We start from the raw sequence: 25,121 nt of genomic DNA on the forward strand, positions 1-25,121 counted from the left end.
GGGAAGAACGTATAGGTACGTAATTTACGCGCATAAAGGCTTTGTAGGAATTAAATCTAAGCTCAGATTTTCTCTCTTTACGGAGTTAAGACTTGTGTTTTTATCATAATGACTAGCTTCTCCATCATAATATTTCTGCACGAGAGCTTTCCAAAAATAGTACACCAGCTAGTTTGTTCTTAAAAAAAATAATCAAGGCAATACTTTTGCACCATCCTCATTCGCCATCCTTAAGGGCGGCTTTTGCATTTACAGAAATTGCCACTGACTTTAGAAGCGGAGCCTAGAAACGCGGGGAAAAGGAGAACTATAGGGTGGTGTGATTACTCATTCTGTCATGCTATAGAAATATTTGGTTTTGTGGGGTAGAAGCAACCACTCCCCTTTAATGCTTTTTAGGCATTAAAAATGGCACGAAAAAATGCTGGTAGTCGTGATATGGTTTTTTATTATGGCTGATCCATGAGCTCTAAAATATAAATTGAGAGAGAATGGGCGGCATTAAAAGTTAAACGCGCATGGCGAGGCTTGAGATTGATTAGTTCAAAATCCTTTTTTGAGCGGCCATGCGCTGCACTTTTCTTGTTTCTTAAATTCATAGTACCACTAACGATTCTGGATAGACCGGTTGCGATCATTCTTAAGTCATTTTTATCTAGATCTTGATTTTTTAAGTTTTTTTGCTTTATATCGTCAGTATGAATCTTAGCCTTCTTAGCAACTTCTTTCCATAAAGCGGGCAGATTATTACGGGCGTTTTCTGCATATGGGATAGAATGGTGGTCGAGATAAGCTTTGCAAGAGGCTTCCAACAGATTTGCTGCAAATAGAACGGCCTCCCTTGGATCTTTTTCTATATTTTCTAATGCCCTATTTATTTCGATTTCTACTGCTGAAAGTCCTTTCTCTGCAATACGGTTTTGTAGCTCTTTTATAGAAAGAAGACCTGCTTTGATAATATACCCTCCACGCTGATATTCCAATCCATCTTTCTTTAACGTTTCTAAAATTTTACGTTGATCTTCTTTTAACTGTAGAGTTTTTTGTATAACGATGAATTCAATCCGGTAGGGTCTGGATCATAATATTCTTTTTCCATAAAATCACTAAGCAGGTTACCAAGGAATTCAAGTGGTTCTTCGCATTGAGAATTGATTGCACGTAGCCACGCTTTAACTTTTTGGATTTTTGTACCTTCTGGAATTTCAGGAGGAGCAAATGATGCAATAAACAAGTCATCTAACTCGTTATGCGTATAATGGTGCGCAAACATTGGAGGGAGTAGTCCAATGATTGCAGAAGGGATTTTGTTTTTCTGAGATATTGTTTGCGGAGATGATAATTGCATTTTATGGCTTTATAATATCAAAAAGTGGTATGTGGAGTGGTTGTTAGAATATAATTTTATTGCTTGACCTTGCTTAGAAAGTCGCGCAACAATTTTGTGGCTTATATAAGATTTGTGAAAGAGAAATGCCATATTGTGTTTTAATTTTTTTCCTTTCATTGTTATAACAGTGAAGGGGGTGAATAATGCGTAATAATTGGAAAAATATAGAATGAGAACAGAAGTATAATTTTGTATTATCGTAACTGCAATAGCATTCTTTATTGGCAGATTGTTTATTGGAGAGAAGGAAGTAGGCAATGCGCATAATCCCTGAACGGAAGGTTTTGTGACAAGAATTTCAATAATGGCATGTTACTAAATGTTGTGTGTGTTCTTTGCTTGTCAGAAAAAGTAGATGGCGCTCTTTATTTGCATAACCGGTATAGAGTAATGCGGGAGGCTAGTTTAAAATCTCGTTTATTCCGTTAAAGCTTACGGTTTTCTATAAAAAGACTGTTTTCATTATATCCGCTGTGAAGCTCGCATACTTGGTAGATGGAAATATAAACGTTTATCGTGTCTGTAAGGGAGCTTGAAGCAATGAAGTTATGTGTAAAAGAGTTCTGAAAAGCTTCTTTTGTCCGTAAAACTTATAAGGAAAATTTAAAGACAGGAAAATGTTAGAGAAATCTAAGAGTACGCTGTGAAAATCAAGAAACAGTCTTTTTAGAGATGGTTTGCTGTCTGTCATCATGCTTTATGATTTTCAATGTTTTTAAAATTTCCCTCTCAATGAGAGAGGGATTTTTTATTAAAGTGGGGGAAATTTCTTATAACAGTTAACAATGAAATGGAGAGAAGATGCTGCTTTACCAGCTGTTTTTGTCGCTTCAGTTTCATTTGGACCTATTGCTGTTATGAAAGCATAGTGATTCAATGACTTTGAAAAGGGGCGAATAACATTATCAAGTTTGCAATACAGTGCGATTTTTTGCATCGCGATGCGTGCCAGAAGATGGTCAGCATTTGGGGGCATTGTGGGTTCTATATTCTATGCTGGTTCTGTAGGGCGTCTGTTAGCGCATTTATGGAACTATTCCGCATTGAAACGCGTGCTTAATTTCGTGGATCTTTGCAAAGGTCTGATCAGAAAATCCCATATTTCAAGAGGTTTTTAGAGGGATTTAAAAGCACAGAGGTATCATAAAATTACAAACACCGTACGTTACTGGAGGTGATCAATTTTAGAGCTTAAGGAGCTTATCGGTTTAGTGTTCTTTCATAAAAATGATGAAGGCTGTGTTCAATGTCTCAGTGTGTTGGTTTCTCGAAAAGTGCTAAATGCTGTATGATTTTATATGCCATTGCCAATGTTATGGATAGGGTGTTCAAACAAAGCATATCATAAATCAAAATTCTTCTCTTTACGCGATAAGAGGAGGGCTAGGCAAAACAGTAAAAATGCAGCGATAGAGAATATGAAGAATACGATATATGTTTGGTTTAAGGACAGGGATTCTTCTGTCAGCGAATGGATCAAAAAGCCAGCGAATATACCCCCTAAGGCACCACCTATTTGCTGTAATATGCGTGTGATAACGGCTGTATCTTTGACGTATAAACTGTTGACATATTGGATGGGGGCGGAAAGGCAGACAATGGTGGCGATGCCAAGTCCTATGCCTCTTAGCAAGAATCCCAGTCCATCCATGCTTATATTATAGCCGAAGCATAATAACCCAAAGCTTGATATCACTAAACCAATTCCTATCATGAAAAAGGGAGATTTTTCTTTCCATTTTTGGTAAATAAATTTCCTGCCAATCCACGCACCCACTCCTTGCAGAGCAAGGAGGGCACCGATGATGAGAAGGCTCTTTTCATAGTTTCCTCCCATGGCAACGGCTAGTGGGAAATAAACGAGGAAGCTATAAAAAAGAAATGAAGCAACGAGCCCCATGATCATGAGCAATGTATAGCGCGCATTTTGAAATCCGCTAAAGACGATTAATTTGTTTTTTGCTTTCTGATTAGAAACAATGAATAATATGAGAGATATCACGGCTATAAGCGCTAGGATAAAGAGGGTGTTGTGGTTATTGATATTTCTGGCTTCTGTGAGATAAAAAAACGAAAGAAGGGAGATGGAAAACGCTAAAAAAGCAAATAAGTTAAATTTTGTTTTTGTTGTTTCGTTGCTCTTTAAATGTTTAGCTCCAAGGGTGAGTGCCAATAAAATAAGCGGAATATTGATAAAAAATAACAAACGCCAAGACACATACTGAGCAAGCGAGGCGCCTACCAGCGGACCAAAGGCAGGAGCGAAAACTGTTGGTACGGCTATGGTGCCCATGGCTTGGCGCACTCGTGTCTGTCCAAATTGTAAGGCAATGATGGTTTGGCTAAGGGGCAGCAAAAGACCGGTCCCAAAACCTTGAACGATACGGGCAGATATAATAGTTGGAAAATTATAGCTTAATCCTACCCCCAGTGATCCAAGCATAAAAATGAAGCTTGCAAGAAGCCAAGTGCTTTTGATACCTATTCTTCCTTGCACAAAAGCGGCCATTAGCAGCCCTGGAACGGTGGCGAGAAAATAGGATGTTATAACCCATTGTATATTATTTTCTCCGACTGAAAAATAATGCGCAAGGTTAGGAAGGATGACATTGACAATGCTCCCGTCCAGCAGAGGAAGTATGCTGGAAATAATGACGGTATATATGACATACCTTTCTGTTTTTGTATAGGAATCTCTCTTTTGCATTATTATGCCCCCTGTTGATATTCTTTAAAATATTGTCCCCGCCCCATTCCCAGACTTTTAAAAATTAACATGTGTTTGTGATGGCTGTGGTTTTGATATTGGGATAAATGTGATTGGGAGCGCTGATGGTCCCCTTGTATACAATCCCTCTTCCTCCAAAATAAAACCATCGGTTAAGTTGATCTTAATGAGTTTATCGAGGAGTCTGTTTACTGTCAATTCACTCTGTATGAGAGCAAAAGCAGAACCTACACGAGACGTGCATGCCTGCTCCATTTGCATTTATTATTTAACATGGAAAATGTTAAAATCTTTATAAATCAAATTATTGACTTAAAAATCCAATGTTTGTTTATAGATCATTTTTTATGCTTAAATGATTGTTTGGGTGTCAAATGTATTCTCAATAGCTTATAATTTTCTTTTCTTAAATGTGCAGCCTTTTCTGGAAAATGTTCAACAATCTCTTGATTGTTTAATAAAAATTAAAATCGGTTATAAGGAAGGGCTTGTAAATTATAGAGTAGGAAAAAGGTGCATTTTATAAACAATAGGGGAGGGTTGTTTCCATAGCCAAAACATTTTTTCAAGTTGTTATGGTATCTTTTTGAAGTGCTTGATCGATAAAAGTTTGATAATTATCAGAAACAATATATTGGGTATTTTCTCCCAAAGCTTTGAAATGTTCATGACCGCAATGGATTTTTGCTTTTTCCAGAACGCGCAACATGTCTTCGAAAATACTTCTTTTGCTTTCCACAACAAAATACAGTTTTTCTTGCCCATTTTGCTCGAATAATACAGTCCAATCGGGAGTATATGATCCAAGAGATGTATCAATTTTAAACCATTTAGGCAGTTTCGCATAAACTTTAATCTTATCGTTTTTTTCAAATGATTGTGCAAAATTGAACTCAATATCTGAATCATAAATACATGATCATAAGTTGATTTATCAGTTTTTGTCATATTCTTTTATAAAACAATTTGCTTTTATATTTATTAAAATGCATTTTCTATTTTATTTTTTCATATAATTAGCCAATGAAGTTTTTGCTCTAATATCGCAATTTGTAAAAGACTATTTTGGTCATTCAATATGAAACTTTTTATGTCGGTTTCTTGTATTGAAAGCAATGGTACGATTTTTGATATCTGTATAAAATATTTACAAAAAAAAATTTAATAACGCATGATTATAGAATTTTGTTCTTTGTTTGAAGCATGTACAGTTAAACCATTGTTTATTCATAGATTTTATGTTCATTATTTATTTGATACATTTAATCTAGAATGTAAATTTTGTTCGTATCCTCAAACTAAAATACTGGTATTGAAGTGGTGAGAGTGTTGCTTTGTTGAGAATAGATAATTTGGTAGGTTGGTATTCCCTTTGTATCAGAGAATTCAACTTATTCTCTCATATTGTGTGTGGATGAAATGTTAACCGCATAATGCTCCCTCTTACATGAGATGTAAGATTGATATGTTTTCCACATTGAGAAAAGTTGTTGATCGTAGAGAAATATTTTTTTGCGAAATTCGTTTGGCTTAAATGGAAAAAATAGAGCAAGAGTCGCATATTTGTTATGCTGTAATGGCATATATATATAATCGATGGAGTCAACACTTCATTTAAGAAGTTTTTTAAAGGAAAAACATAAAAAAATAGAATTATTGAAAAAAATCTTTTATTTTGCAGCTTGTTTCTCACGATTATAAAAGCTTCACGTGGATTTTGAAAATTCTTGTTGTGTTGAAAAGCATACAAAAATCAAGAAAATTTTGCAAAAAAGCTGCACTATGCGTGCAGCTTTTTATGTATTTGCTTTAAAGGTAGACAGGTAGACGTTTTAAAGCATGAAAGTGTCCTTACGGCTTCTATAACCATAATAGCCAAAAATACTGGAAATAATGGCGCCTACCAGACTTCCTAAAAAGCCCCACCACCCCATATTGGAGGCTGTTTTTGTGGCTTTAGTTGCAGTGTTTTTTGCTCCCTTGATCGTATCCTCAAGATTGTCTGAAAGTGTTTCTGCCCGTTCTTCAAGGACTTTGATGGCTTTTTCGGTCTTTTCCTCTGCGCTTTGATAGAGTTGAACAGCATGGTTGGCTGCTGTTTGTGCATCCGAACGGGACATGCCATCGGTCACAAGGGCCTTGATGATATCACTTCGATCAAATTTTGTCGTGAGATCTTCTACACGATCGGACAGGCGCTCACCAAGATTTTTTAAAGTGGTGCGATAGTAAGAAGGGTCATTTTTGAAAGCTGTTATTGCAGAACCAATATCATTGAGTGCAGCTTGATAGGTTTGTTTTAAGCGATCAGGGTTGAGAGCAGGAATGTCGCTTTTATTGAGAAGGGTGCGCAATTCACTCCTAAGTTGGTCAAAATTGATATCATTGTCACTATTTTTTGCAAAAAACTGTTCAAGACTTTCGCTGTTTAAGTTTGCAAGTATAGGGGAAATATTGTTTTTTAGGCTGTCAACGGTTTGTTGGACCATGGAGCTGTTTTCTAGAGCCGTTTTAGCTCCTATCTTTGCTGTACTAGAAACCACGTGGATGGCTTGGAGGGTCATCAGCAATGTTATGAGAGCCCAAGTGAGAAAGCCATGAAGCGTTCCTGAGGTTTCAGAAAAACGTCCAGCTACAAAGCCTCCCAAGGCTAGGCTAATCAGTGTAACGATAACAGAACCCACGCCAAAGGAGAGGAAAGAGCCTTCAAATGGGGTTGAAGAAGTGAAATCCATTTGGCTTAAGCCTAAAGCGGCGACCAGAAAAGAGAGGCAGATTGAGGTGGCAAGAGCCGTCACCAGTCCCGCAAAGATTGCGGACCATGAAATGGGTGTGTGAAAGAGTGAATACTTTTCTTCTAGAGACGTTTCTCCTAGAAAATTCGTCTCAAATGGTGTGTTTTCAGGAATGCGAGTTTCCATGTTTTATCTCCTTGAATATGCTGGAGATACAATGCCTTTTTGCAAATTATGTTCCAAAAGTGAATAGATATGCGCCAAAAAGGACAGAAAACATCGAAAACAAGACGGTGATCATTACTTAAAATTCTTCTTACATGACTCCAGTCTAGAACTGATAATACCAGTTTATCGAGAATTTTAGTTGATGGGGGGTAAACGGTCTATGGGGGTATGGCTCTCTTTTCCCGTTCTGTACTGCAATGTTTAAAAGATTGAATGTCGTTGTGAAGTTTAATCTTTCCCCCTTAGCTTAAAAGTAAGCTCTCTTAATGCTTTTCTTTCAAGTAATGTCCCAGATACTGCTTGAGGAAAACTTTGTAAACGCTTTTCCATCATTGATTATGTTTGAAGGTAAAAAGTAAAATTCTGGAGTCTTTATTTTATTATTCATTTTTTTGTAAAAACAGCGCGTCTTCTAAAATTTTAGTTTTTTATATTGTACTTATAATTAAAAGAATGCTTCAATTATTCAAAATAAATATCAAAAGTATTCAATTCAAAAAGCTATGAGAGATAAAAGAGAAGGAAGAAACATTAGTGTTCTAAGCTGTTTTTCCTTCTCTTATTGCTCTATATCAAAACAATGCTAGAAAAATTTTCTAAGTTCTTTGAGTAAAAACTCCCAAAACCAGAGAGGAAAGTTGAAAAGTTTTGAGACAATGTCCAAAAGTTTTGAGATTCTCTCCAAAGGTTGTTTTTTAGTTTCGCCCGCAGTTTTTTTATACGATGTAAGAGCACTTTGATTTGAGAGATAAATTTGGTTCGATGGACCATCTTGTATTAAGAAAGTGCATTTTGTAAAGGTCATGCGTTCCACCTTTATGACGTAGGGATTATGAACTGTAATCGGTTCATAGGTGCTACAGGTTTTCACTTTTGCATTTGCAGTTGTCATGGATTCTGTTTCAAATGTATTTGTATAAAGGTTACTTGTGCGTTTTTCGGGTTTACTGTCGATTAAAATACATTCATCCATTATGCTTTTTATGGGTGCATTTACTTTGTTTATAAAGTTTTTGAGATGTTTAGAAAATTGAGTTTCTAAGGATAGGATTTTTAGGGATGGGATTTTTATGATTGTATTCATTTTATCAAGTTTTTTTAATACTTTTTTTATTAAAGGCCCGTAAATGTCTTTAATGTTTAAAAAATCACGAACACCAAGTTTACTGATGGCATTATAGGACCACCCTGAAAGACATGCGATCATTTCAATTGATTGCTCGTCGCCTTCTTTGCTCTGTATTGCTTTTAAGTCTTTAAATTTCGGGCGGCGTAAGGTGATTTCTGTGTATGTCTTTCCTTCCACTTTAATAGGTCCAAGTAATTGGTACGTGGCTCGTTCTGTTATATTCATTAATAGCTTCTCCTTGCTTTCTACATTAGATGCAGAATGATTCGTCAAATTTTTATTATATCATGTTTGTCAATAGCTTAGGCAATAAACTTTGTGCTGGCTATGTAGAATGAAATTCTAACAAAATGGACAAGATGAATTTAGATTTTAGAGCGAGATAGAAGCACAATTTGCTTTATGATATTAGTGGGCTATTAAGTTTATTTGCTCAATTATTTGTGTTGATAAAGACTTCTCCATGAGCCATTATTATATGCTGTATTGTTACAATAATATTTGCGTGGGGAGTTTTGAGGAAAGGGAGTTTGTGGCTTCTTTTTTCTTTGAGCGTTGTAAACCACTTCTGATAAAAGATGTTGTCGGGAAAGTGATGTTGTTATCATGGAGAGGGATAGAGTTTGGGAGCGTTTTTGTTGATGATATCAATGAAAAAAAGCTGATGAAGATAGGGCAACATGAATATAACAAAATGCGCTATTTCGGATTGGGAAATATATCTCTAAAGGGGAGTTTTGATCTTTTAGCTTCTTTTGCGTATAGTTTTAAAATTGCGATTTGCTATGCTTTAAAATTAATTATAAAGTGAAGCACTAAGTGTTTATTTACGTGTTGAGTGTGTGCGTGCGGATCATACACTGGATTTATGTATCAACAAGCTGAATTATTCTCGAATAAAGTAAAAGAATAAAGAAAATTGATTATTTTATTCCCTGTGGATAAAGTTAAAATAGCTTTATATTTATAAATATAAATTATTATTTTTCTATAAACGTAAAATTTAAATATTTTTAAATTTAAGAAATGTGACTTTCCTGATGAAACATAAATATACATTACCATTCATTATACTTATCGTATGTTTATCAACAGGAGGTTTGATTTCTACCGATATTTTTTTACCAGCACTGGGCGATATGCGTCAATATTATCAAGTGACACAATCTCAAATTCAAAGTGCAGTGGCGGTTTTTTTGTTGGCATTGGCACTTGGACAGCTCATTTATGGGCCGCTGAGTGATAATTTTGGGCGTAAAAAAACACTTCTATTGGGCTTATTCTTGTGGTTATTTACGACACTTGGTGTGATTTATACGGTTCATATTCACGCTTTTCTTGTGTTACGTTTTTTGCAAGGTCTTGGTGCTTGTGCGGGACTTGTCTTAAGTCGTGCAATTATCAATGATTTGTTGGATAAAAAAGCGGCTGGAAAACTTTATTTGATTGTTTTCCCTTTTATTGGAATGTCACCAGCGCTTGCACCTTTCATTGGTGGACTTTTGATACAAGCTTTTCATTGGCAGGCAACTTTTATCTTTTTAAGCTTTTTTATATTTTTGACCATTTTGCTATGTTGTTTTGTGCTAAGCGAAACTCTACCCCCTCAAAAACGGCAGCATTTTTCTCCTGTAGGATTAATGAAGGCATATTTAGGCGTTTTCAGAAATAAACAATTTATTTTTTATGCACTTATTCCGTGTTTTTCTTACGCTGCCTATTTTGCTTATATTGTGGAGTCGCCTTTTTTACTCACGACTTTGGGGTTATCGCCGATACACATTAGTTATAGCTATATTGGTGTCTCGTTTCCCTATATTTTGGGAAATCTTTTGGCGCGATGGTTTTTTGAACGCGAGTCTATGGAAAAAACTGTGGGGAGAGGGTACATTATTTTCGTGATAGGTGGTGTGCTGTTTGCTTTGCAAATGTATCTAAGCCCATGGCCCCTTGTGACAAGTTTTATGGCTATTGCTGTTCTTACTTTTGGCAATGGTTTTTTATTGCCGTTAGGAACAGCGTTGGCTATTTCATCGCATCCGAAAGCTGCGGGAGCGGCTTCTGGTGTTATGGGATCTTTGCAATTAGGAAGTGCGGCACTCAGTGCAGCGGTTATCGGAAAAATCTCTGGTCATAGCCCACGGGCTATGGCAGCTTTATTAGCTGTGTGTTGTATGATTGGTTTTATCATTTATATTCAAAAAGCGCGTCATTTTATGACTTCAGAAATAAGCTGAGTAAATGATAAAAAGAAAGCATTATGCGGAAATGCTTTTGATGTTTTACACAAATGGGGCACCTGTACATTAGATGAATTTTTTTATTAAGTTGCTGGATTGAGTGGGTTTAAAATTTGTTACAAGCTTAGTTTGAGTTTAACAAATCGATTATTATGGGGGGAGAATATGAGCCTAGAGTTTCAACATATTTTCATTATATTGGGTGGGAAAATTTCTGGCTCTAATGCATGTTTAAAATAAGGGGAGGAATTGATCAATGAGCCTTCCTATTATTATTCTTTCTCCTGTAATGCCAATTTGGGATGGTGGTGTTTTTTGTTCTCCATTGACAAAGCTATGTTCAACAAAAGGATTCCCTGTCACTCTGCTGGATACGCTTTCTCTTTTTCCTAAGGGTTCTCATGTTCTCAATTATTCTGCTGTAGACATTTTATCTTTTATGGCAGAAAAACTTAAAAGCTATTTTAAAGAGCCCGCAGTGCTTGTGGGATTTTCTATGGCTGGAACATTGGTACAAATATTGGCAGCCCAGCTTCCCAATGTTCAAGCTGTGCTTGCTGTGAATGCGCCTGGCTATCCAGATAAGGTTTTGCAACGGCGCCTTGGAGATATTCTTGCCTCCTTAGAAAATAATGATTTATCGGGGGCTTTGGAAATACTCAATGGTTTTATGCATCCTTCTGGCGTTATGAAAAAAAGAGCCTTATTGGAGATTCCTGATGAACAAAAAAGCGTGGCAATTGAACGCATGACAAGAGGCTTTAAACTCTTATTGATGATGGATGCTAGAGATGAGTTAGTTAAGTACAAGGGGAAGTTTTTAGCTTTAGTGGGAGAAAAGTCGCAACTTGCAACGGTAAATAATCAGACACAAAGTCATAATCTGAATCATGAATATAAGCTTATCTCTGGTGCTGGTACGCGTTTGTGGGAGGATAATCCTACTATGACGGATGCAGTCATTGATGAGTGGATGGAGGGACTATGAAAAAGAAAGTTCTTGTCTTACCTGGTGATGGGATAGGCCTAGAGGTTTGTGATGCTGCGTTGATGGTTTTAGAGCAATTTCAATTGCCGATTGAATTGACTTATGGTGATATTGGTTTTGAATGTTGGAAACAGGAAGGAGATTCTGTCCCTCAAGCGACTTGGCAAAAAATTACTCAGAGTGATGCTATTTTACTTGGTGCTGTGACCAATAAAAGAAAAGAAGCGGCTTTAAAAGAACTTGCTCCGCATTTAAAAGAGAAAAACCTTGCCTATGTTGCTCCCGCACTTCAACTTCGCCAAAAGTTAGGTTTGTTTGCGAATATACGTCCTGTAAGATACATCTTTGGTCCGAGAAAACCTTTTCATTTTTGTGTTATCAGAGAAAATAGTGAAGGCCTTTATGCTGGATTGGATTTTCGGGGTATTTCTCCTGAAACAGCCGTTTGGCTAAAACATCCAAATTTGACAAAATATGGGCTTGAGGAAGCTGCGTGGACAGTCCGTTTGCAGACACGCTTTGGTTTAGAGCGGTTATTTGAATATGCTTTTTCGTATGCAAGGAAATATGGCTTTAAGCGCGTTACTTTTGCTGATAAGCCCAATGTTATGCGAGAAAGTGGGCAGTTTGCTCAGGAAATTTTTGAGAAAATTGCGCAAAACTATCCGGAAATTGAAGCAGATATTCAGAATGTTGATGCGGTTGCTTTGTGGATTGTAACCAAGCCAGAGCAGTTTGGTGTGATTGTTGCTGAAAATATGTTTGGCAATATTCTCTCTGATCTTGGCTCTGGGATAATGGGGGGATTGGGGCTTGCATCTCATGTGAATGTGGGGAGCGAGATTGCTTGTTTTGAACCTGTTCATGGAAGCGCACCACGTATTGCTGGACAAAATAAAGCCAATCCTTCTGCGATGCTTTATACCACGGCTTTACTCTTAGAGCACTTAGGCTTTAAAGATGCAGCAAAACAATTATCTGAGAGTGTTGATCAGGTTATTCGTGCTGGAAAAACCGTTACCTATGATCTTGGAGGTGTCGCCTCTACCCGTCAAATGGCTGAAGCTGTTCGCAATTCTCTTATGAATCCTGTCTTTGTTTGTCGTGCGGCGATTATTACCGTTGGTGATGAACTCCTTTCAGGACAATATTTGAATACGAACTTACAAGATTTAAGCCAAAGCTTGAACAAGAGAAATATTCAAGTCACACGTCATTTTGTTTGTGCTGATCAATTACAGCAAATCAGTGAGACTGTTGTTTCTTGTCTTGGACAAGAAGATCTTATCATTATCAGTGGGGGATTGGGACCAACATCAGATGATAAAACACGCGATGGAGTTGCTCAAGCTGTAAAGCAGCCTTTGGTACATCATGAAGATGTTTGGCAAACAATAAAAGGTCAATTACAACGATTAGGGATTACGGCGGATAAGAGTAATGCACGTCAAGCATTGTTTCCTGAGACAGCAACTGTGCTTGATAATCCTACAGGCACAGCACCAGGGTTTTATCTCTCTTGCGATGGAAGTACACTTGTTGTTTTGCCTGGTCCACCATCACAGGCTCTTGCGCTTTTAGAGAATTATTTAGAACACAACGAGAAGAAATATTTTTCTGTATCGCGTGCGGAGTATGCATGGACTTTGATTGGAATTGATGAAAGTACTATTGCGCAGTGGGTTGATGATCATCTTGAAAATGAACCCTTTGAACGGCATTTTTTATGGAAAAGCCCCTATGTTTTGGTGCAACTGGTTGCTCAATCAGAAGCGCTCTTGGAACAACATTTCGTGGAAGCATTTGAAAATCATTTTCACCCCTATTTAGTTGGGGCAGAAGTTACTACTGCTTGTAAACAATTAGCGATGCATGCAGAGGTTCATTGGTCTGCCAATGATCCGCTGCTTTTAAAATATTTTCAGCCCATAGAAAAAGGTAAACAAGATATTCCACTGCTTGAGGTTGAAGTGAGCCTAGAGCCTTCTTTGGAGACATTAGAAAATCAAGCAGAAAGCCTTGGACATGCTACCATAACTATACGGATGAAAGGTTATGGTGATGATCGTATAACTTTTCCCTATACGCGACCACTTTTAGGTGTCGTCTTACAAGAATATGCAGCCTGGGCTGTCTTAAAAAGATATTTGAAAATGGAGAAGAAAAAATGAACCTCTATGGGGATGTAAAATATTGCCTAAATTATTGAACGTTCTATTATAAGAAGTACTTTGATCCTTTTCTTCAGTGGTTTTTGTCTATAGGGTAATTTTTCTTTTGATGTGTCATTAAATGACTTTGATTGATTCAAGATTAAGAAAAACTTTACGATATTAGGCTCGCTATATTCAATATTTATAATGATTAATTATGATTATAAATTAAGATGTTATCTTTCATGGAGCCTATGACAAGGAATCCAGAGACGTCATGTACCGCAAGCGTTGTAGATAATTGAGATTCTTCTGAAAATCAAAAAGCGATGGTGTGAAAAGACAAGAAGTCGTGTCATTTACAGGAAAGCTTTGCAAATTTTATTGAACAATATGTCCGTGAAGAGTTTATTGCGAACATGTGCCGTTCTGTTATCTGATAATAAATTGCTGTAAAGAGCTCATAAAATTTTTCCTTTAAGTTTTTGTGTGATTGCATGATCGTTGGGTGTTCACTTCCGAGGGGCGATATTTTTCAATTTGATAACAGGAAGAACTATTTTTTTTGTAAGACGTGAAGATTTAAGGAGTGATCATTTTACGCTTTTGTTTTCTTTTTGATTGGTAATTTGTAGGAATTTTTTTGGGGAAAATATTTAATGTGGTTAAAAACATTTTATGCGTGTGTGGGAGAAAAATAAAAATGTGGTCTTAATTGTTGATAAGAATGTCAATATTTTTGATGAACAAATTTTAGTCGTAATTCTTAGTATCTAGATGGGAAGTTTATTGCATTTTTTAACAGTTCGTATTCTATCTGTTGTGATGCGCAGTGGTTTTTTAAGCAAAAAAGAAAGGGCTTTTATGTATCAGATTGATTACAACAGTTATCGTTCTGTCAAGAGTTTTAGTCGTCGCGTTCATTTTCTCGTTATGCATTATACGGCTATTGATTTTAAAGCCTCGATTATGGCGCTTACAGGAGAAAAGGTTAGTGCACACTATCTTGTTCCTGATCCTTCAGAGCAGACATATCGTGAGGCAGGCTTTAAGGATATGCGTATTTTTAATCTGGTTGATGAAAATGAGCGTGCATGGCATGCGGGTGTGAGTTCATGGGCTGGGCATAGTCATCTCAATGATGCATCTATCGGGATTGAAATCGTTAATTTAGCGACTTATCATGATGGGACGGGTATGTTTCCTCCTTATAATCCAATACAAATTGATGCTGTTAAGGAACTTGCCTTGAATATTCTTCAACGGTATCCCGATATTATGCCAACAGATGTGGTGGGACATAGTGATATTGCCATTGGAAGAAAAAGTGATCCAGGAGCAGCTTTTCCATGGAGAGAACTTTATAGCGCAGGTATAGGAGCATGGTATGATGATGAACTAAAAAGTCATTATCAGGAGCAATTCTCTAAGAATTTGCCACCCAAAGAAGATGTTTTGGCGAAGCTAAAATGTTATGGATATGACATTTCTGCTGCGTGTACCCAAACAGGATACAAAGATTTGATCCGAGCATTTCAACTTCATTTTCGTCAAGAAAATTATGATGGGATTCTAGATGTTGAAACAGCAGCAATTCTTTATGCATTGGTTGATAAGTATTTTCCGTGAATTCAATGCGTTTTAATTGAAAATATGGCTTATGATTACGTGTAAGCCTTTTTATTATCAGGAAAGGCTGCTTTTTGCCAATTGGCTTTATGTAAAAAGGGCATTAATCGTGTAAAAAATCCCCTGTAGGGTATAAGGCGTTTTATGGAAACATAACTCTGAAAGCTCTATGATTTGCAGAGATTAAATTTTATTGTTTCTTTGTCTTATATTTTTCTTCCTTTAAAAACGCATAAAGCCAAGATGTTGTGTATATGATGACATGTTCCTTACGCAGGGTAAAACGCTTCAAATAAAATGGATTTGTATTGTATATTTCCATGCTTGTTTTAAAGAAATGTCTTTTAGTGTGTATCACAACACATATTTTATAACGACGTTCATAGAGAATATAATCTAAAATCCTCTATGAAGTGTATCCTCATTTTTATGCTTAATAAAAGTGCCTAGCACTATCGTACATTTTGTTAGATCTCAATGTTACGACAACCCTTGGAACTGAAAACGATACATAAAAGGGTTTTCTTTACTCGTTTTTATTCACACGGCTCTCTCCGCTTGTCGTGTACAAGTGAAAGGTTTTGGTTGATTGAAACATGCAAAATTATAAATTATGATTATAAATCAAAGTGATGCAGATTCAAGAAAAATAGGGGCATTTACAGATTGCTACTGATAGGGGGGCTATTCTTTAGAAGGGGAAGAGGTCAATTCATTTTTTTGAAGATATATCTCTTTTCTCTTTTATTGCTTTAGGGGATGTTTGCATGGTTTTGACAGCATGTTTCTTAATGATTAAGTTTTTTAATGAAGCAGTGTTATAAAACGTTGTGTTTTAGAGTGTTGATAGAAGACACATTCAGGCATATCAAAAACACAATGATATCTTGTTTTTTCAATATTTTATCTGTTCAGTGTAGAATTTATTTGAGAAGATCATGACCTAAATTAACAAAGGTTAGAAGTAAATTACCAAGAAAGACCAATTTGCTCATAAAGCAAAGGGGTTATTCATGCTTTAAAGGGCAAGGAAGAGATTGTGTTTGAAGTGATGTGTAAAAGCCCGTGTGAGGTGCTCTTATCAAACATATCAGGTTAATCTTCTAAGAGTAGTTTTATGAAACTAAGTCGGTTTTTTTTCGAGAGACAAGACAATACGTATCAGGAAAAGATATTCATGATATTTGATTTCAAAAATAAAAACTGGCAAACCATGTTGCCAGTTTTTAAAAGCTGTAGCTTAAATAGGATTAGAATGAACGCTGTAAACGGATCATACCTTGAAAAGCACTTTTCTTGTTGAATAAATGTTTTTCATCATTATTTTTATCCGTCACAACGCGATCATCGTTCCAAGAAACATAGGTTAATTCAGGTGTAATCACAAATCCTGGAACCAGCGTGTATGTAATATTTACAGAAGTTGCAAAGGTTTTTACAGCACTATAAGAAACTTGAGCATTCAAATTTGCTTTTGGAGTAAGCTTGTAAGTGGCACCCGCCCAAGCAGCCCATTTACCACCCCAGTTTGCATAAATTGTTGTGCTTTTTCGTGATAACTCATCATTTGCATTTACTGTGTAGTAATCAAGTCCATTTTTATAGCCAGCCATTACCCATAGATTGAAACGATCGTTGACATTGAAATCTGCACGTACTTTTCCAGCCCACTTTTTGTAGTAAGCATCATATGCTGCAACTGCTGAAAAACCACCCCATTTTTGCATGAACTTTATACCCAAAACCACATTCGGGGTGTAATTTTTAATTGCTTTACTTGGAAGAGTGCCCTCAGTGATAGAAACAAGCTTATCATCTTTATCAATGTAGTATCCTGTTATTCCTGGAAGAGAATCTGCATTATTGCCTAATTCAGCGCCGATAATAGCAGAAAAGCCGGAGTCACCACTAAAGGTGTAGGAAATAAAATTGGTGCGTGTTGTGCCGGCAGGCGCTATGCTGTCATCATTGAGAACATTTCCATAATCACCAGTCCAGCTGTTGAAAATTGTGTCATCAAGACCTACGCGAAAACCACCCAGTTCAATGTAAGCCGCGGCAAGCTTTGCAGCAGCGTTGTCTCTACCATCACCCCAGTTTGAATAAATTCTTGCATATGAACGAAGTGTTCCCATTTCTGTTTCAGAAGCTGCTTGAAAAACAAGGGTGAGCCGTGATGCTGCGCCATAGGTTTTTCTTTTGTTTCTTAGTTCAGTTTCGGTTGTTGCATCGATATTATCACCGCCTATAAAATCAGTACGAACATTTCCTGATAAACGCATGCAGGTTTCTGTTCCAGGGATATAAAAATATCCTTTTCCATAGGCATCACAAACGCGAATATATTCTACAGGTTCGGGTTCGGCGATAACTGTTGAAGCAGCATGTGCTCCAGAAATTGCTAAAAAAGCTGCTGTAGAGCTTAAAAAGAGGGATTTAATATTCATATGGGATCTCCGAGGTCCGGTTAAATTTCTTCTAAAGAGTACCATTTGCCTAACGCATTAAGGACAAAGACATAAGTAAATACGCAGCACTTGTTATCTTAGCTATAACTAATCTTTTTAGAGTTTCAAATGTGAAATTACCTTTTTGTAATATATACATGTACTATTCGAGATGCTGTGGTAAAAAAGACACAATTTTTGTTTTATTAACTTTTGCTCCTTATGGGATCAATAAAGGAAAAAAAATTCAGATATTTGGGAAAAAAATCGAAAATGTCTTGAACTTTCTGTTGATACCATTTATGCCTCTCTGTTGGAGAGGTGGCCGAGTGGTCGAAGGCGCTCCCCTGCTAAGGGAGTAGGGCTCAAAAGGCTCTCGAGAGTTCGAATCTCTTCCTCTCCGCCATCTATTGTTATAAAAGCAGTTGACTGTGTATCGGAATTCTGTTTATCCCGTTGGGATTATGCCTCTCATATAAAAAGCATGTTCTAAACACAAATATACTTGTGTTGCCGATTTATGCGCTTGTTTTAAAGAGATATCTTTGCAATGTGTGTAAGCCCATTTTGCGACGCTGCCTCGTAAATGGTATAAAACACAAAAGTTTCTGTGAGACATATAAAGCCTTATAAAGCCACATCATTTGTATACTTATGAAGATGCAAAGAGGCATATTATATATCTGCTTATATATCTGCCTTCCTGTTGTTATAGATTTTGACTATGAGAGTTCATAAAAGGCATTTTTCCTTTCTAAATCGTTTTTATTTATACGGCTTTCTTTGCTTATGATGTGCAAGCAAATGATTTTGATTGTTTCAACCATAAAGCAGATTTGAAAAGAAAGAATCTTACAATATTCGCGTTTGGTATATTATCATTATAAATCAACGTGTTGCTTTATATTTGCATTGTGTATTGAAAGTTGGATGTGGCAATGCTCTCAAAAAAGTTATAGATTTCTTTTAGAAGAAAACATTGTGGGTGAAATGTTATGGTTTTCCTCTCATAGAGACTTTTGAGAGTGTTTCATCCATCTCATGACAACCAAACCACACATGAAAAAAGTAATGGTCGGTAATATTAGGTAGTAAGATGGAGAAACTTTTGCAGGAAGAAAAGAAATAATACTCAATACTGTAATTGAAAATATTCTTCCGCTAAAAGAGACAGCACCAACAACACCGGAAATATGCTGCGTTTGTTTTTGGTTAAGTTCTGAGAAAAATAAGCTTTTTGCGCCGATCGGTACAGTGCAAATAAATCCATGGATTAAAGAGAAGGCGATGACTGATGCAGCAGTTTGATGGCTATGAACTGAAAAATAGAGCGTTATGCACATCAGCGCAGAAAAGAAGGAAAAATATTTTATAGAATTCTTATATTTTTTATCAAGAACATGATACTTAGACATCAGTAAATTTGAAAAATATTGTGCTGAAAAGGCTCCAATATGGCAGCACATCAAGACGAGCATTTGCGAACCGTTGAGGTGATGAATTTTTCCCCCTGAAAGTATTATCGGTTGCCAGAAATGATAAATAATCTGAATACCAGCGCTAAAAAGGCACATGAGGAAAATAAACCATGCTCCTCCTACTGTATTTTGAAATATCCAGAGCGTTTCCTTGGCATTGTGCAAGATTGTTTTTGTTTTGGACGTTTCAGTTGTCGTTTTCTTTTCTTCAGGAACAATAAGGAAGATCAAAAAAATAAATCCCATCATGAGGCATGAGATGATATATCCCATAAAATATCGTCCAGAGTAATAGATCGTTCCAATTCCTACAATCCCACTGAGAATACTTCCAAAAGAGTTAACCTGGTGGTAGAGATGAGCATAATGCGAAAAGTGATCCTGTTTATCGCCTAGAGAATGGTAAATCCATCCGTCAATGGCGCTGACAATGATACAAATGCCCGCTGCATAGAGAATTTGCGCAATAATAAGTGCCGTCATATTGGGAGCTTGAAGGCATAGAAGATAAAATACTCCTGTCATAAAGACCCCAGCCATAACGGAATATTTACGCCGATATCTGTCAGATAAAACAGCGCAGGGAAAATCAAGTAGCAGAATGGTGGTGGAAAAGACAACCTGAAGCAGAGCTAATTGCGCCAGACTAACTCCCATGGACATTAAAAAAATCGCATGGTAAACGCCGATCAGCATGCGGATAGCGTTATAGGATCCATAGGTGAGAGCAAGGGTGCGAGGTCTGTTCATTGTGTTGTTTCATAGATTGTACAATAAGAATTTTCATTGAAAAGAATATTTTTCTGTGAAAAGGTAGCTGTTTCATATCCCCATTCAGGGATTAGTGGAAAGAAGGCTTCCATAACCATCCCAAAATTTAAAAGGTCCCTTAGTCCATATGGGACTTCAAAGCGTATTAATGAGAGCAAATGATGCAATTTTAAAGTGATTATGAGGAGCAACATAAGCCTCATAAATGAGATTGTCATCTTTTGAGGGGAGTTGCTTGTGGGGCTGTTGCTTTCATAGCAATCATTTTGTCTAGATCTGTAAAATGATCCTAGGACGGCAAGATCATTGACATAATTAGAACTTATAGAGGCTTGTTTATTTTTTATACACCATTTACTGATCCATTCTCTTTGCTGATCAGCTGAAATAGCACAAATGATCCATAAATCGGTTTTGGGTAATTTTTTGATATCTTTTTTTATAGTCATCAACATTTGTAATTCCCCCCTTTCTTTCTGACTGTTTCTCCGTATCACTTTACGTCTAAAATTTTTTTTCAGAATTCATCTTTACTTTATTTATTAAAAAGATTGTCTCGCAAGGTGCTTTTTAATCACGTCATTACGATTAAGAATTAAATTTCTGATATAAGAGGAAGGGGGCATGATACATTGTGACTAAATACATAAATCCCTCCGTATCCTGAAATGACGATTTCCTTTTGCAAAACAGTATCTTGAATGGAAGCTCGATAACCGTTACGTTGATCATGGAAATGATACCCTAAAAGAGTGCTTATGAGTGCTTGAAGATATTCTTTAGATATTACAGATAGGACAAGAAAATAGTTTAAAAAAATCAAACGTGGGATAAAAGCTTTCATCTTATGATGGGTAATGGTGAATTTTAAACTTCATCTACTGTTTTTTTGAGCTACTGTGCTGTAAGAAAGATCAAACTCCCCCAATTCATGTCTCTAATTTAGATCATTGATCATAAAACATTATTACTGTCTTTTCAAATTATAACTTTGCTCATTGCTTGTCTTCACTGATTAAATCAACATTTCTCTAAAATGCTACTTGAGAAAAATGCATCCTATCAGTTTAATGTTCTATGATCTTTTAATTAATTTAAAGAAGATAACATAAAATATACGATAAAAAATGAATAAATTTCAATTTTTATAAAAAAAAACAAACTTTTTACTGTTGCTGATAAAAAACAAAGCTATATTAAAAGTAGCCTTTATACCCTTCAATACTATTGATTTTTGGTTGTTATCGGATGAAGGTTCCTTTGTTTTGGAAAGAGCGGAGCAGAGTTTAAGAGAAGAATGGGCGCGTGCGCAAAAGCTTATCCTTGATCTCTCTTTAAGTTGGATACTAAGCCGCTTGATGGTTGAGAGTGTTCACCATGTGAATATAACGCAACCTTGTGAGGGTATTTTAGTCATACCTGATGAAGCAGAGCTTTAGGGGATATTGTCTTGTTTGAACGGGGCGTGCTGATTGATTTCCTCGTTGTTATTGCTGCTTAATTTCAGCCATTATTTTTCTGAAAAAGAAGCTTTGTAGGGAGAAGATCATACATGGAGCAGAGTGTAAAACGAAGAAATGCATATAACTGATCCAGTAATGTTGACAATAATCGCTCAATATGTTGCTCTGGTTGTTCAAACAAATGGCTAGATTGGCTTTACTCTCTGAGATAAGTACTACTGTTGATGAGATAGAACGCAGATGAGGGAGCTATCAGTTAAGGGATTAAGAGTAATGGGGGGAAAAAATAATCGTCAAGATTTGAGTTATTTCAAAATCGCTGTATTCGGTATGATTATTATGATTTTGGGGATGGGGATTGGGCGATTTTTCTATACGCCGGTATTTCCTGTTATGTTGGATGAAGGATTGTTTACCTTTAAGCAACTTTCTTATATAGCTAGCGCTAATTATGGCGGTTATTTAGTTGGGAGTATGTTTTTTTCGTTTTGCAGAGTTGGGAATATATCACGTGCTCCTTACATGCTATTTGGTGCAGCTATAGTGACGAGTGCACTTATTTTTGCCATGGCGTTAACAACAAACTTTTTAAGGAGATCAGACAAAAGGTTATCAATCTCCATATCCACCAAGATAATAAAACGGATGTTCTTTTGGAAGATGGCTGTCATTATAGTGTAGATTTTGTTTATATGACCACGGGTCACGGTAAGAATATATATTCATCGCATGATGAAAGCCTGCAACAGTTTGTGGCTGGTCACCAAATGAAAAACGCTCTTCTGAACTATTATTCGAATCCTTATCCAATTGAAAAGTTGGACTCTATACAATCTCAGTCTCGTGTGCTGGTGCAGGGAATTGGATTAACTAGCTATGATGTCTTGTCGCAATTGACTTACGGTCGCGGTGGGACTTTTACTGAAAATGCTGGACAATTGCGCTACATGCCAAGCGGCAAAGAACCTGCGACAGCTCTATTCTCCCGTCAAACATTGCCTTTTAGTAGTCGCGGGATTAATCAAAAGGGTGGTAGTGGGCAATACATACCATCATTCCTTACTCTCGATGCAATACATCATCTGCGTAAGCAATCCAGCATTGCTAACGGTTCTCCGAAGCTGGATTTCGAAACGCAGCTTTTACCTCTGTTGCTTAAAGAAATGTGTTATGTCTATCGAAGTACGCAGCTGGGGCACTGGCTAGACCCTGAAACCTATGTTGTTACTTCCAAAGACGAGCAGTGTATTCAAGCGTTGCTGTATCCTTATCGAAATAAAATATTTGCTTCTTTGAAGGATTATACAAGATTCTTCATGGAGCATTTGAAGGACGATCTTCATTCTTCCGCTGCAGGTAATGTTGATGGCCCAGTGAAAGCTGCTACAGATGTGCTACGAGATGTCCGTGATATCTTACGTTCAGCAATTGATTTTTGCGGGTTAACGTCTTCATCTCACAAGTACTTTATTGAATATTTTAATCCAAACTTTAACCGTATTTCTGTCGGCCCACCGATGCAGCGAAACCAAGAGTTGAAGGCTCTGATGGAGGCTGGTATCGTGACTTTGGCTGGCGGACCTTCACCTAAACTTGTTCTCAATGCTAGTACCAGCCGTTTCGAAATTCAGTCTGTTTTTCAAGATGAAAACAGTTCAGTTGATGGAGATGTGCTGATCAAGGCCAAGATTGATCGTTTTTCTCCGTTGCGTGATGAGTCCCCTTTTATCCAGAATTTGGCTGGTCAGGGCATCATTCGACCATTTATCAACCAAGGATATCATCCTGGTGGTATTGATATTGACCGTCGGCAGCATCCTATAGACACTAAAGGGCAAATACAAAATACATTATGGGTGGTCGGTAATCCAGTAGAGGGGCCCAATTTTTATACATATATTTTGCCTAGGCCTTTAGTTAATTCTCGTGCACTGCGGGATGCAGGGCGCTGTGTCACTGACATGTACGAGCAGCTTCTTAATCGCTACTCAGTCAAAGATTCAACAATTAATGTACATTGATGATGTAAAAAGCTTCCTGATACGCATGTCCTCCGTATCCGTTATAATGGCGATGCTGATGCTATTCATTTTTCTTATGTCTATCTCAATAAGAACTTGGTTTCTTATTCCATTGGCTGGAGTGACTGTTTTCGGTTATTTGCTTTTGACGATACCATACTGGTGGTTGAAGGGGAATGCACGCAGTGGTGTGTTCATCCTGTTGGCTTGTGCTTTAGTGCTGATATGGCGTTGGCACTTGCCTGATGTTCGTACTGTGCTTGTGCGTTTTACTGATGTCTTTTGGCTATTACTCGCCATGGGATTGTTGCGCCATGTGATGAATACATGGCGTATTTCAGAATTTCTCTCTGAACGGTTGATGCGCTATGGAAAGGGTTCGCTTACCCTGTCCATCGCGATACTGACTGCGTTTTTAGCTTGGCCGATGAGTTTGGGGGTTATCCCCCTAATGATTGATGCCTTGAAAAAAAGTGTTTTTCCCTCTCGCCATTTGGCCGCTATTGTGATGCGAATGATGAGCATCACGATGGTACTGATGCCGACCAGCATCGGTGCAGCAACAGTTTTCGCTGCTATGCCTAGAACACCAATATTCACATCCGCTGCTTTGGGGATACCACTTTTTCTATTCAGTCTGTTGTTGTTGTGCCTTTCTCCTGTTGTACCGCTAGCTAACCCGATTATTTGCGATGAGAGAAGAGCGAATAAAGAAGGAGAGAGAGTAAGAATTTGGATTTTTTTGATATTTTTCTGGCTAATATTTATCGTTGCGTTGACAGTTATTAGGTTGAATGCACTAGAAAGCATTGCATTGACGGCGAGCATTCTATACGTCATTGAGCGTGTGAGTTCACGCAGTATTGATTTTTTGACTCCTTTGGTGGCAGTGATACGCAGTATATCCAGTGAAATTATGTTGTTGCTAGGTTGTAGTCTGCTAATATCTACTTGTGATTTGCTTATTCCTTTGTTGTCGATGACGTTTAGTCACTCATTGGCATCACTCTCTGTTTGGCAGCGTTATGCCTGTATTCTCTTTGTATTGCCAATTTTCAGTGTAGTAGGAATTCACCCTATGGTGCTATTTAGTTTGGCATTTCCCTTACTAGGGTCATCGATGGCTTATGGGGTTACGGATTATTTGATTTGGATTTGCTTCTTTATTGCAGCTCAACTCCTTTCTCCTGTATCAATAAATGCTATTTTTGCTTCCAGTAGCCTGCATATTTCACCGGTGGATACGAGCTTTAAAATGCATAGTTATTATGTATTAATATTTAATCTTTTTGCGTTCATTTATTTGAGCTTTTTTATTCAATATTAGTAAATTATGGAGATCTTATGCCTTACATAAATATTAAAATTACTAATGAAGGGGTTACCTCTGAACAGAAACGGCAACTAATAGAAGGGGCAACTCAATTATTAGTTAATATTCTGAATAAAAATCCGAAAACGACTGTTGTCGTGATTGATGAAGTGGAGACAGACAATTGGGGTATTGGTGGTGTCCCCATTACAGAATTAAGAAAAGCTCAAAATAAAGAATAACTCTGTGTATTTGACAATAATTTAAGGTCAATAGGGTTAATCAATGTAAAAAATCACGACCCTTAGAGATGTTTAGCCAAACCGCCATTGGGGCGGTTGTTACAGCCCCTGATGCTGACAACCAAGTTTTTCCCCTCGACGAGCCTGTGTTAGTTTTTACACATGAG

At 37.1% G+C, this 25,121-nt stretch carries 20 protein-coding genes, 1 tRNA gene and 1 pseudogene; 12 read left to right on the forward strand and 10 right to left on the reverse strand.

Annotation, left to right across the window (positions count from 1 at the left end; translation table 11 throughout):
* Window positions 1-449 precede the first annotated feature (449 nt).
* From ACFIMS_RS00030 to ACFIMS_RS00060, 7 genes are all read right to left on the reverse strand, one after another.
* Window positions 450-983, reverse strand: coding sequence for an abortive infection family protein (locus tag ACFIMS_RS00030; RefSeq protein ID WP_375696243.1), 534 nt, complete (start codon window positions 981-983; stop codon window positions 450-452).
* 44 nt (window positions 984-1,027) lie between these two features.
* On the reverse strand, window positions 1,028-1,348 hold the full coding sequence (locus ACFIMS_RS00035) for a hypothetical protein (protein ID WP_375696244.1): 321 nt from the start codon (window positions 1,346-1,348) through the stop codon (window positions 1,028-1,030).
* Window positions 1,349-2,141: 793 nt separating this feature from the next.
* Complete coding sequence (locus ACFIMS_RS00040) at window positions 2,142-2,366, reverse strand: hypothetical protein (protein WP_375681542.1); 225 nt, start codon at window positions 2,364-2,366, stop codon at window positions 2,142-2,144.
* Between the two features lie 366 nt (window positions 2,367-2,732).
* A complete protein-coding gene (locus tag ACFIMS_RS00045) occupies window positions 2,733-4,097 on the reverse strand; it encodes an MFS transporter (protein ID WP_375681543.1) in 1,365 nt (454 codons plus the stop codon).
* Between the two features lie 586 nt (window positions 4,098-4,683).
* Window positions 4,684-5,031, reverse strand: coding sequence for a hypothetical protein (locus tag ACFIMS_RS00050; protein ID WP_375681544.1), 348 nt, complete (start codon window positions 5,029-5,031; stop codon window positions 4,684-4,686).
* Window positions 5,032-5,950: 919 nt separating this feature from the next.
* Entirely contained in the window at window positions 5,951-7,039 is a 1,089-nt protein-coding gene (locus tag ACFIMS_RS00055) for a DUF3792 domain-containing protein (protein WP_375696245.1), read from the reverse strand.
* A 625-nt stretch (window positions 7,040-7,664) separates the two neighbouring features.
* On the reverse strand, window positions 7,665-8,435 hold the full coding sequence (locus tag ACFIMS_RS00060) for a phage tail assembly protein (RefSeq protein ID WP_375630343.1): 771 nt from the start codon (window positions 8,433-8,435) through the stop codon (window positions 7,665-7,667).
* 307 nt (window positions 8,436-8,742) lie between these two features.
* On the opposite strand from ACFIMS_RS00060, the gene ACFIMS_RS00065 reads away from it, so the two are divergent.
* From ACFIMS_RS00065 to ACFIMS_RS00085, 5 genes are all read left to right on the forward strand, one after another.
* Complete coding sequence (locus tag ACFIMS_RS00065) at window positions 8,743-9,021, forward strand: hypothetical protein (RefSeq protein ID WP_375648891.1); 279 nt, start codon at window positions 8,743-8,745, stop codon at window positions 9,019-9,021.
* 229 nt (window positions 9,022-9,250) lie between these two features.
* Window positions 9,251-10,447 carry a multidrug effflux MFS transporter gene (locus tag ACFIMS_RS00070; protein WP_375627883.1) on the forward strand — a complete coding sequence of 399 codons (1,197 nt, stop codon included), beginning with the start codon at window positions 9,251-9,253 and terminating at the stop codon, window positions 10,445-10,447.
* A gap of 259 nt (window positions 10,448-10,706) precedes the next feature.
* Window positions 10,707-11,438 carry an alpha/beta fold hydrolase gene (locus ACFIMS_RS00075; RefSeq protein WP_375682471.1) on the forward strand — a complete coding sequence of 244 codons (732 nt, stop codon included), beginning with the start codon at window positions 10,707-10,709 and terminating at the stop codon, window positions 11,436-11,438.
* Window positions 11,435-13,609, forward strand: a complete 2,175-nt coding sequence (locus ACFIMS_RS00080; RefSeq protein ID WP_375696246.1) for an isocitrate/isopropylmalate family dehydrogenase — start codon at window positions 11,435-11,437, stop codon at window positions 13,607-13,609. Before ACFIMS_RS00075 ends, ACFIMS_RS00080 begins: the two co-directional genes overlap by 4 nt.
* Window positions 13,610-14,455: 846 nt before the next feature.
* Window positions 14,456-15,220, forward strand: coding sequence for an N-acetylmuramoyl-L-alanine amidase (locus tag ACFIMS_RS00085; RefSeq protein ID WP_375613801.1), 765 nt, complete (start codon window positions 14,456-14,458; stop codon window positions 15,218-15,220).
* Window positions 15,221-16,470: 1,250 nt separating this feature from the next.
* On the opposite strand, the gene ACFIMS_RS00090 is transcribed toward ACFIMS_RS00085, so the two are convergent.
* On the reverse strand, window positions 16,471-17,667 hold the full coding sequence (locus tag ACFIMS_RS00090) for a porin (protein ID WP_375612473.1): 1,197 nt from the start codon (window positions 17,665-17,667) through the stop codon (window positions 16,471-16,473).
* A gap of 315 nt (window positions 17,668-17,982) precedes the next feature.
* On the opposite strand from ACFIMS_RS00090, the gene ACFIMS_RS00095 reads away from it, so the two are divergent.
* Window positions 17,983-18,073 (forward strand) — tRNA-Ser (locus tag ACFIMS_RS00095).
* A gap of 601 nt (window positions 18,074-18,674) precedes the next feature.
* On the opposite strand, the gene ACFIMS_RS00100 is transcribed toward ACFIMS_RS00095, so the two are convergent.
* Entirely contained in the window at window positions 18,675-19,895 is a 1,221-nt protein-coding gene (locus ACFIMS_RS00100; protein WP_375628645.1) for an MFS transporter, read from the reverse strand.
* Window positions 19,892-20,365, reverse strand: a complete 474-nt coding sequence (locus ACFIMS_RS00105; RefSeq protein ID WP_375628647.1) for a hypothetical protein — start codon at window positions 20,363-20,365, stop codon at window positions 19,892-19,894. Before ACFIMS_RS00105 ends, ACFIMS_RS00100 begins: the two co-directional genes overlap by 4 nt.
* Window positions 20,366-21,145: 780 nt before the next feature.
* On the opposite strand from ACFIMS_RS00105, the pseudogene ACFIMS_RS00110 reads away from it, so the two are divergent.
* The 6 genes and pseudogenes from ACFIMS_RS00110 to ACFIMS_RS00135 form a co-directional block, all read left to right on the forward strand.
* Window positions 21,146-21,417: pseudogene (locus tag ACFIMS_RS00110) on the forward strand (hypothetical protein); the annotation flags it as partial.
* A gap of 235 nt (window positions 21,418-21,652) precedes the next feature.
* The gene (locus ACFIMS_RS00115; protein ID WP_375696247.1) at window positions 21,653-22,060 is read left to right on the forward strand and encodes a YbfB/YjiJ family MFS transporter; all 408 of its coding nucleotides are present in this window, start codon (window positions 21,653-21,655) and stop codon (window positions 22,058-22,060) included.
* Entirely contained in the window at window positions 22,033-23,400 is a 1,368-nt protein-coding gene (locus ACFIMS_RS00120; protein WP_375696248.1) for a hypothetical protein, read from the forward strand. The genes ACFIMS_RS00115 and ACFIMS_RS00120 overlap by 28 nt, the downstream gene beginning before the upstream one ends.
* A 96-nt stretch (window positions 23,401-23,496) precedes the next feature.
* Complete coding sequence (locus ACFIMS_RS00125) at window positions 23,497-23,646, forward strand: hypothetical protein (RefSeq protein WP_375624179.1); 150 nt, start codon at window positions 23,497-23,499, stop codon at window positions 23,644-23,646.
* The gene (locus ACFIMS_RS00130; RefSeq protein ID WP_375696249.1) at window positions 23,639-24,727 is read left to right on the forward strand and encodes a hypothetical protein; all 1,089 of its coding nucleotides are present in this window, start codon (window positions 23,639-23,641) and stop codon (window positions 24,725-24,727) included. Before ACFIMS_RS00125 ends, ACFIMS_RS00130 begins: the two co-directional genes overlap by 8 nt.
* A gap of 17 nt (window positions 24,728-24,744) precedes the next feature.
* Entirely contained in the window at window positions 24,745-24,954 is a 210-nt protein-coding gene (locus ACFIMS_RS00135; RefSeq protein WP_375607418.1) for a 2-hydroxymuconate tautomerase family protein, read from the forward strand.
* Window positions 24,955-25,121: the final 167 nt, after the last annotated feature.

Origin of the sequence: Bartonella sp. AP331QHHD, assembly GCF_042195905.1 — a bacterium.
In the GTDB taxonomy this organism is placed as follows: Bacteria; Pseudomonadota; Alphaproteobacteria; order Rhizobiales; family Rhizobiaceae; genus Bartonella.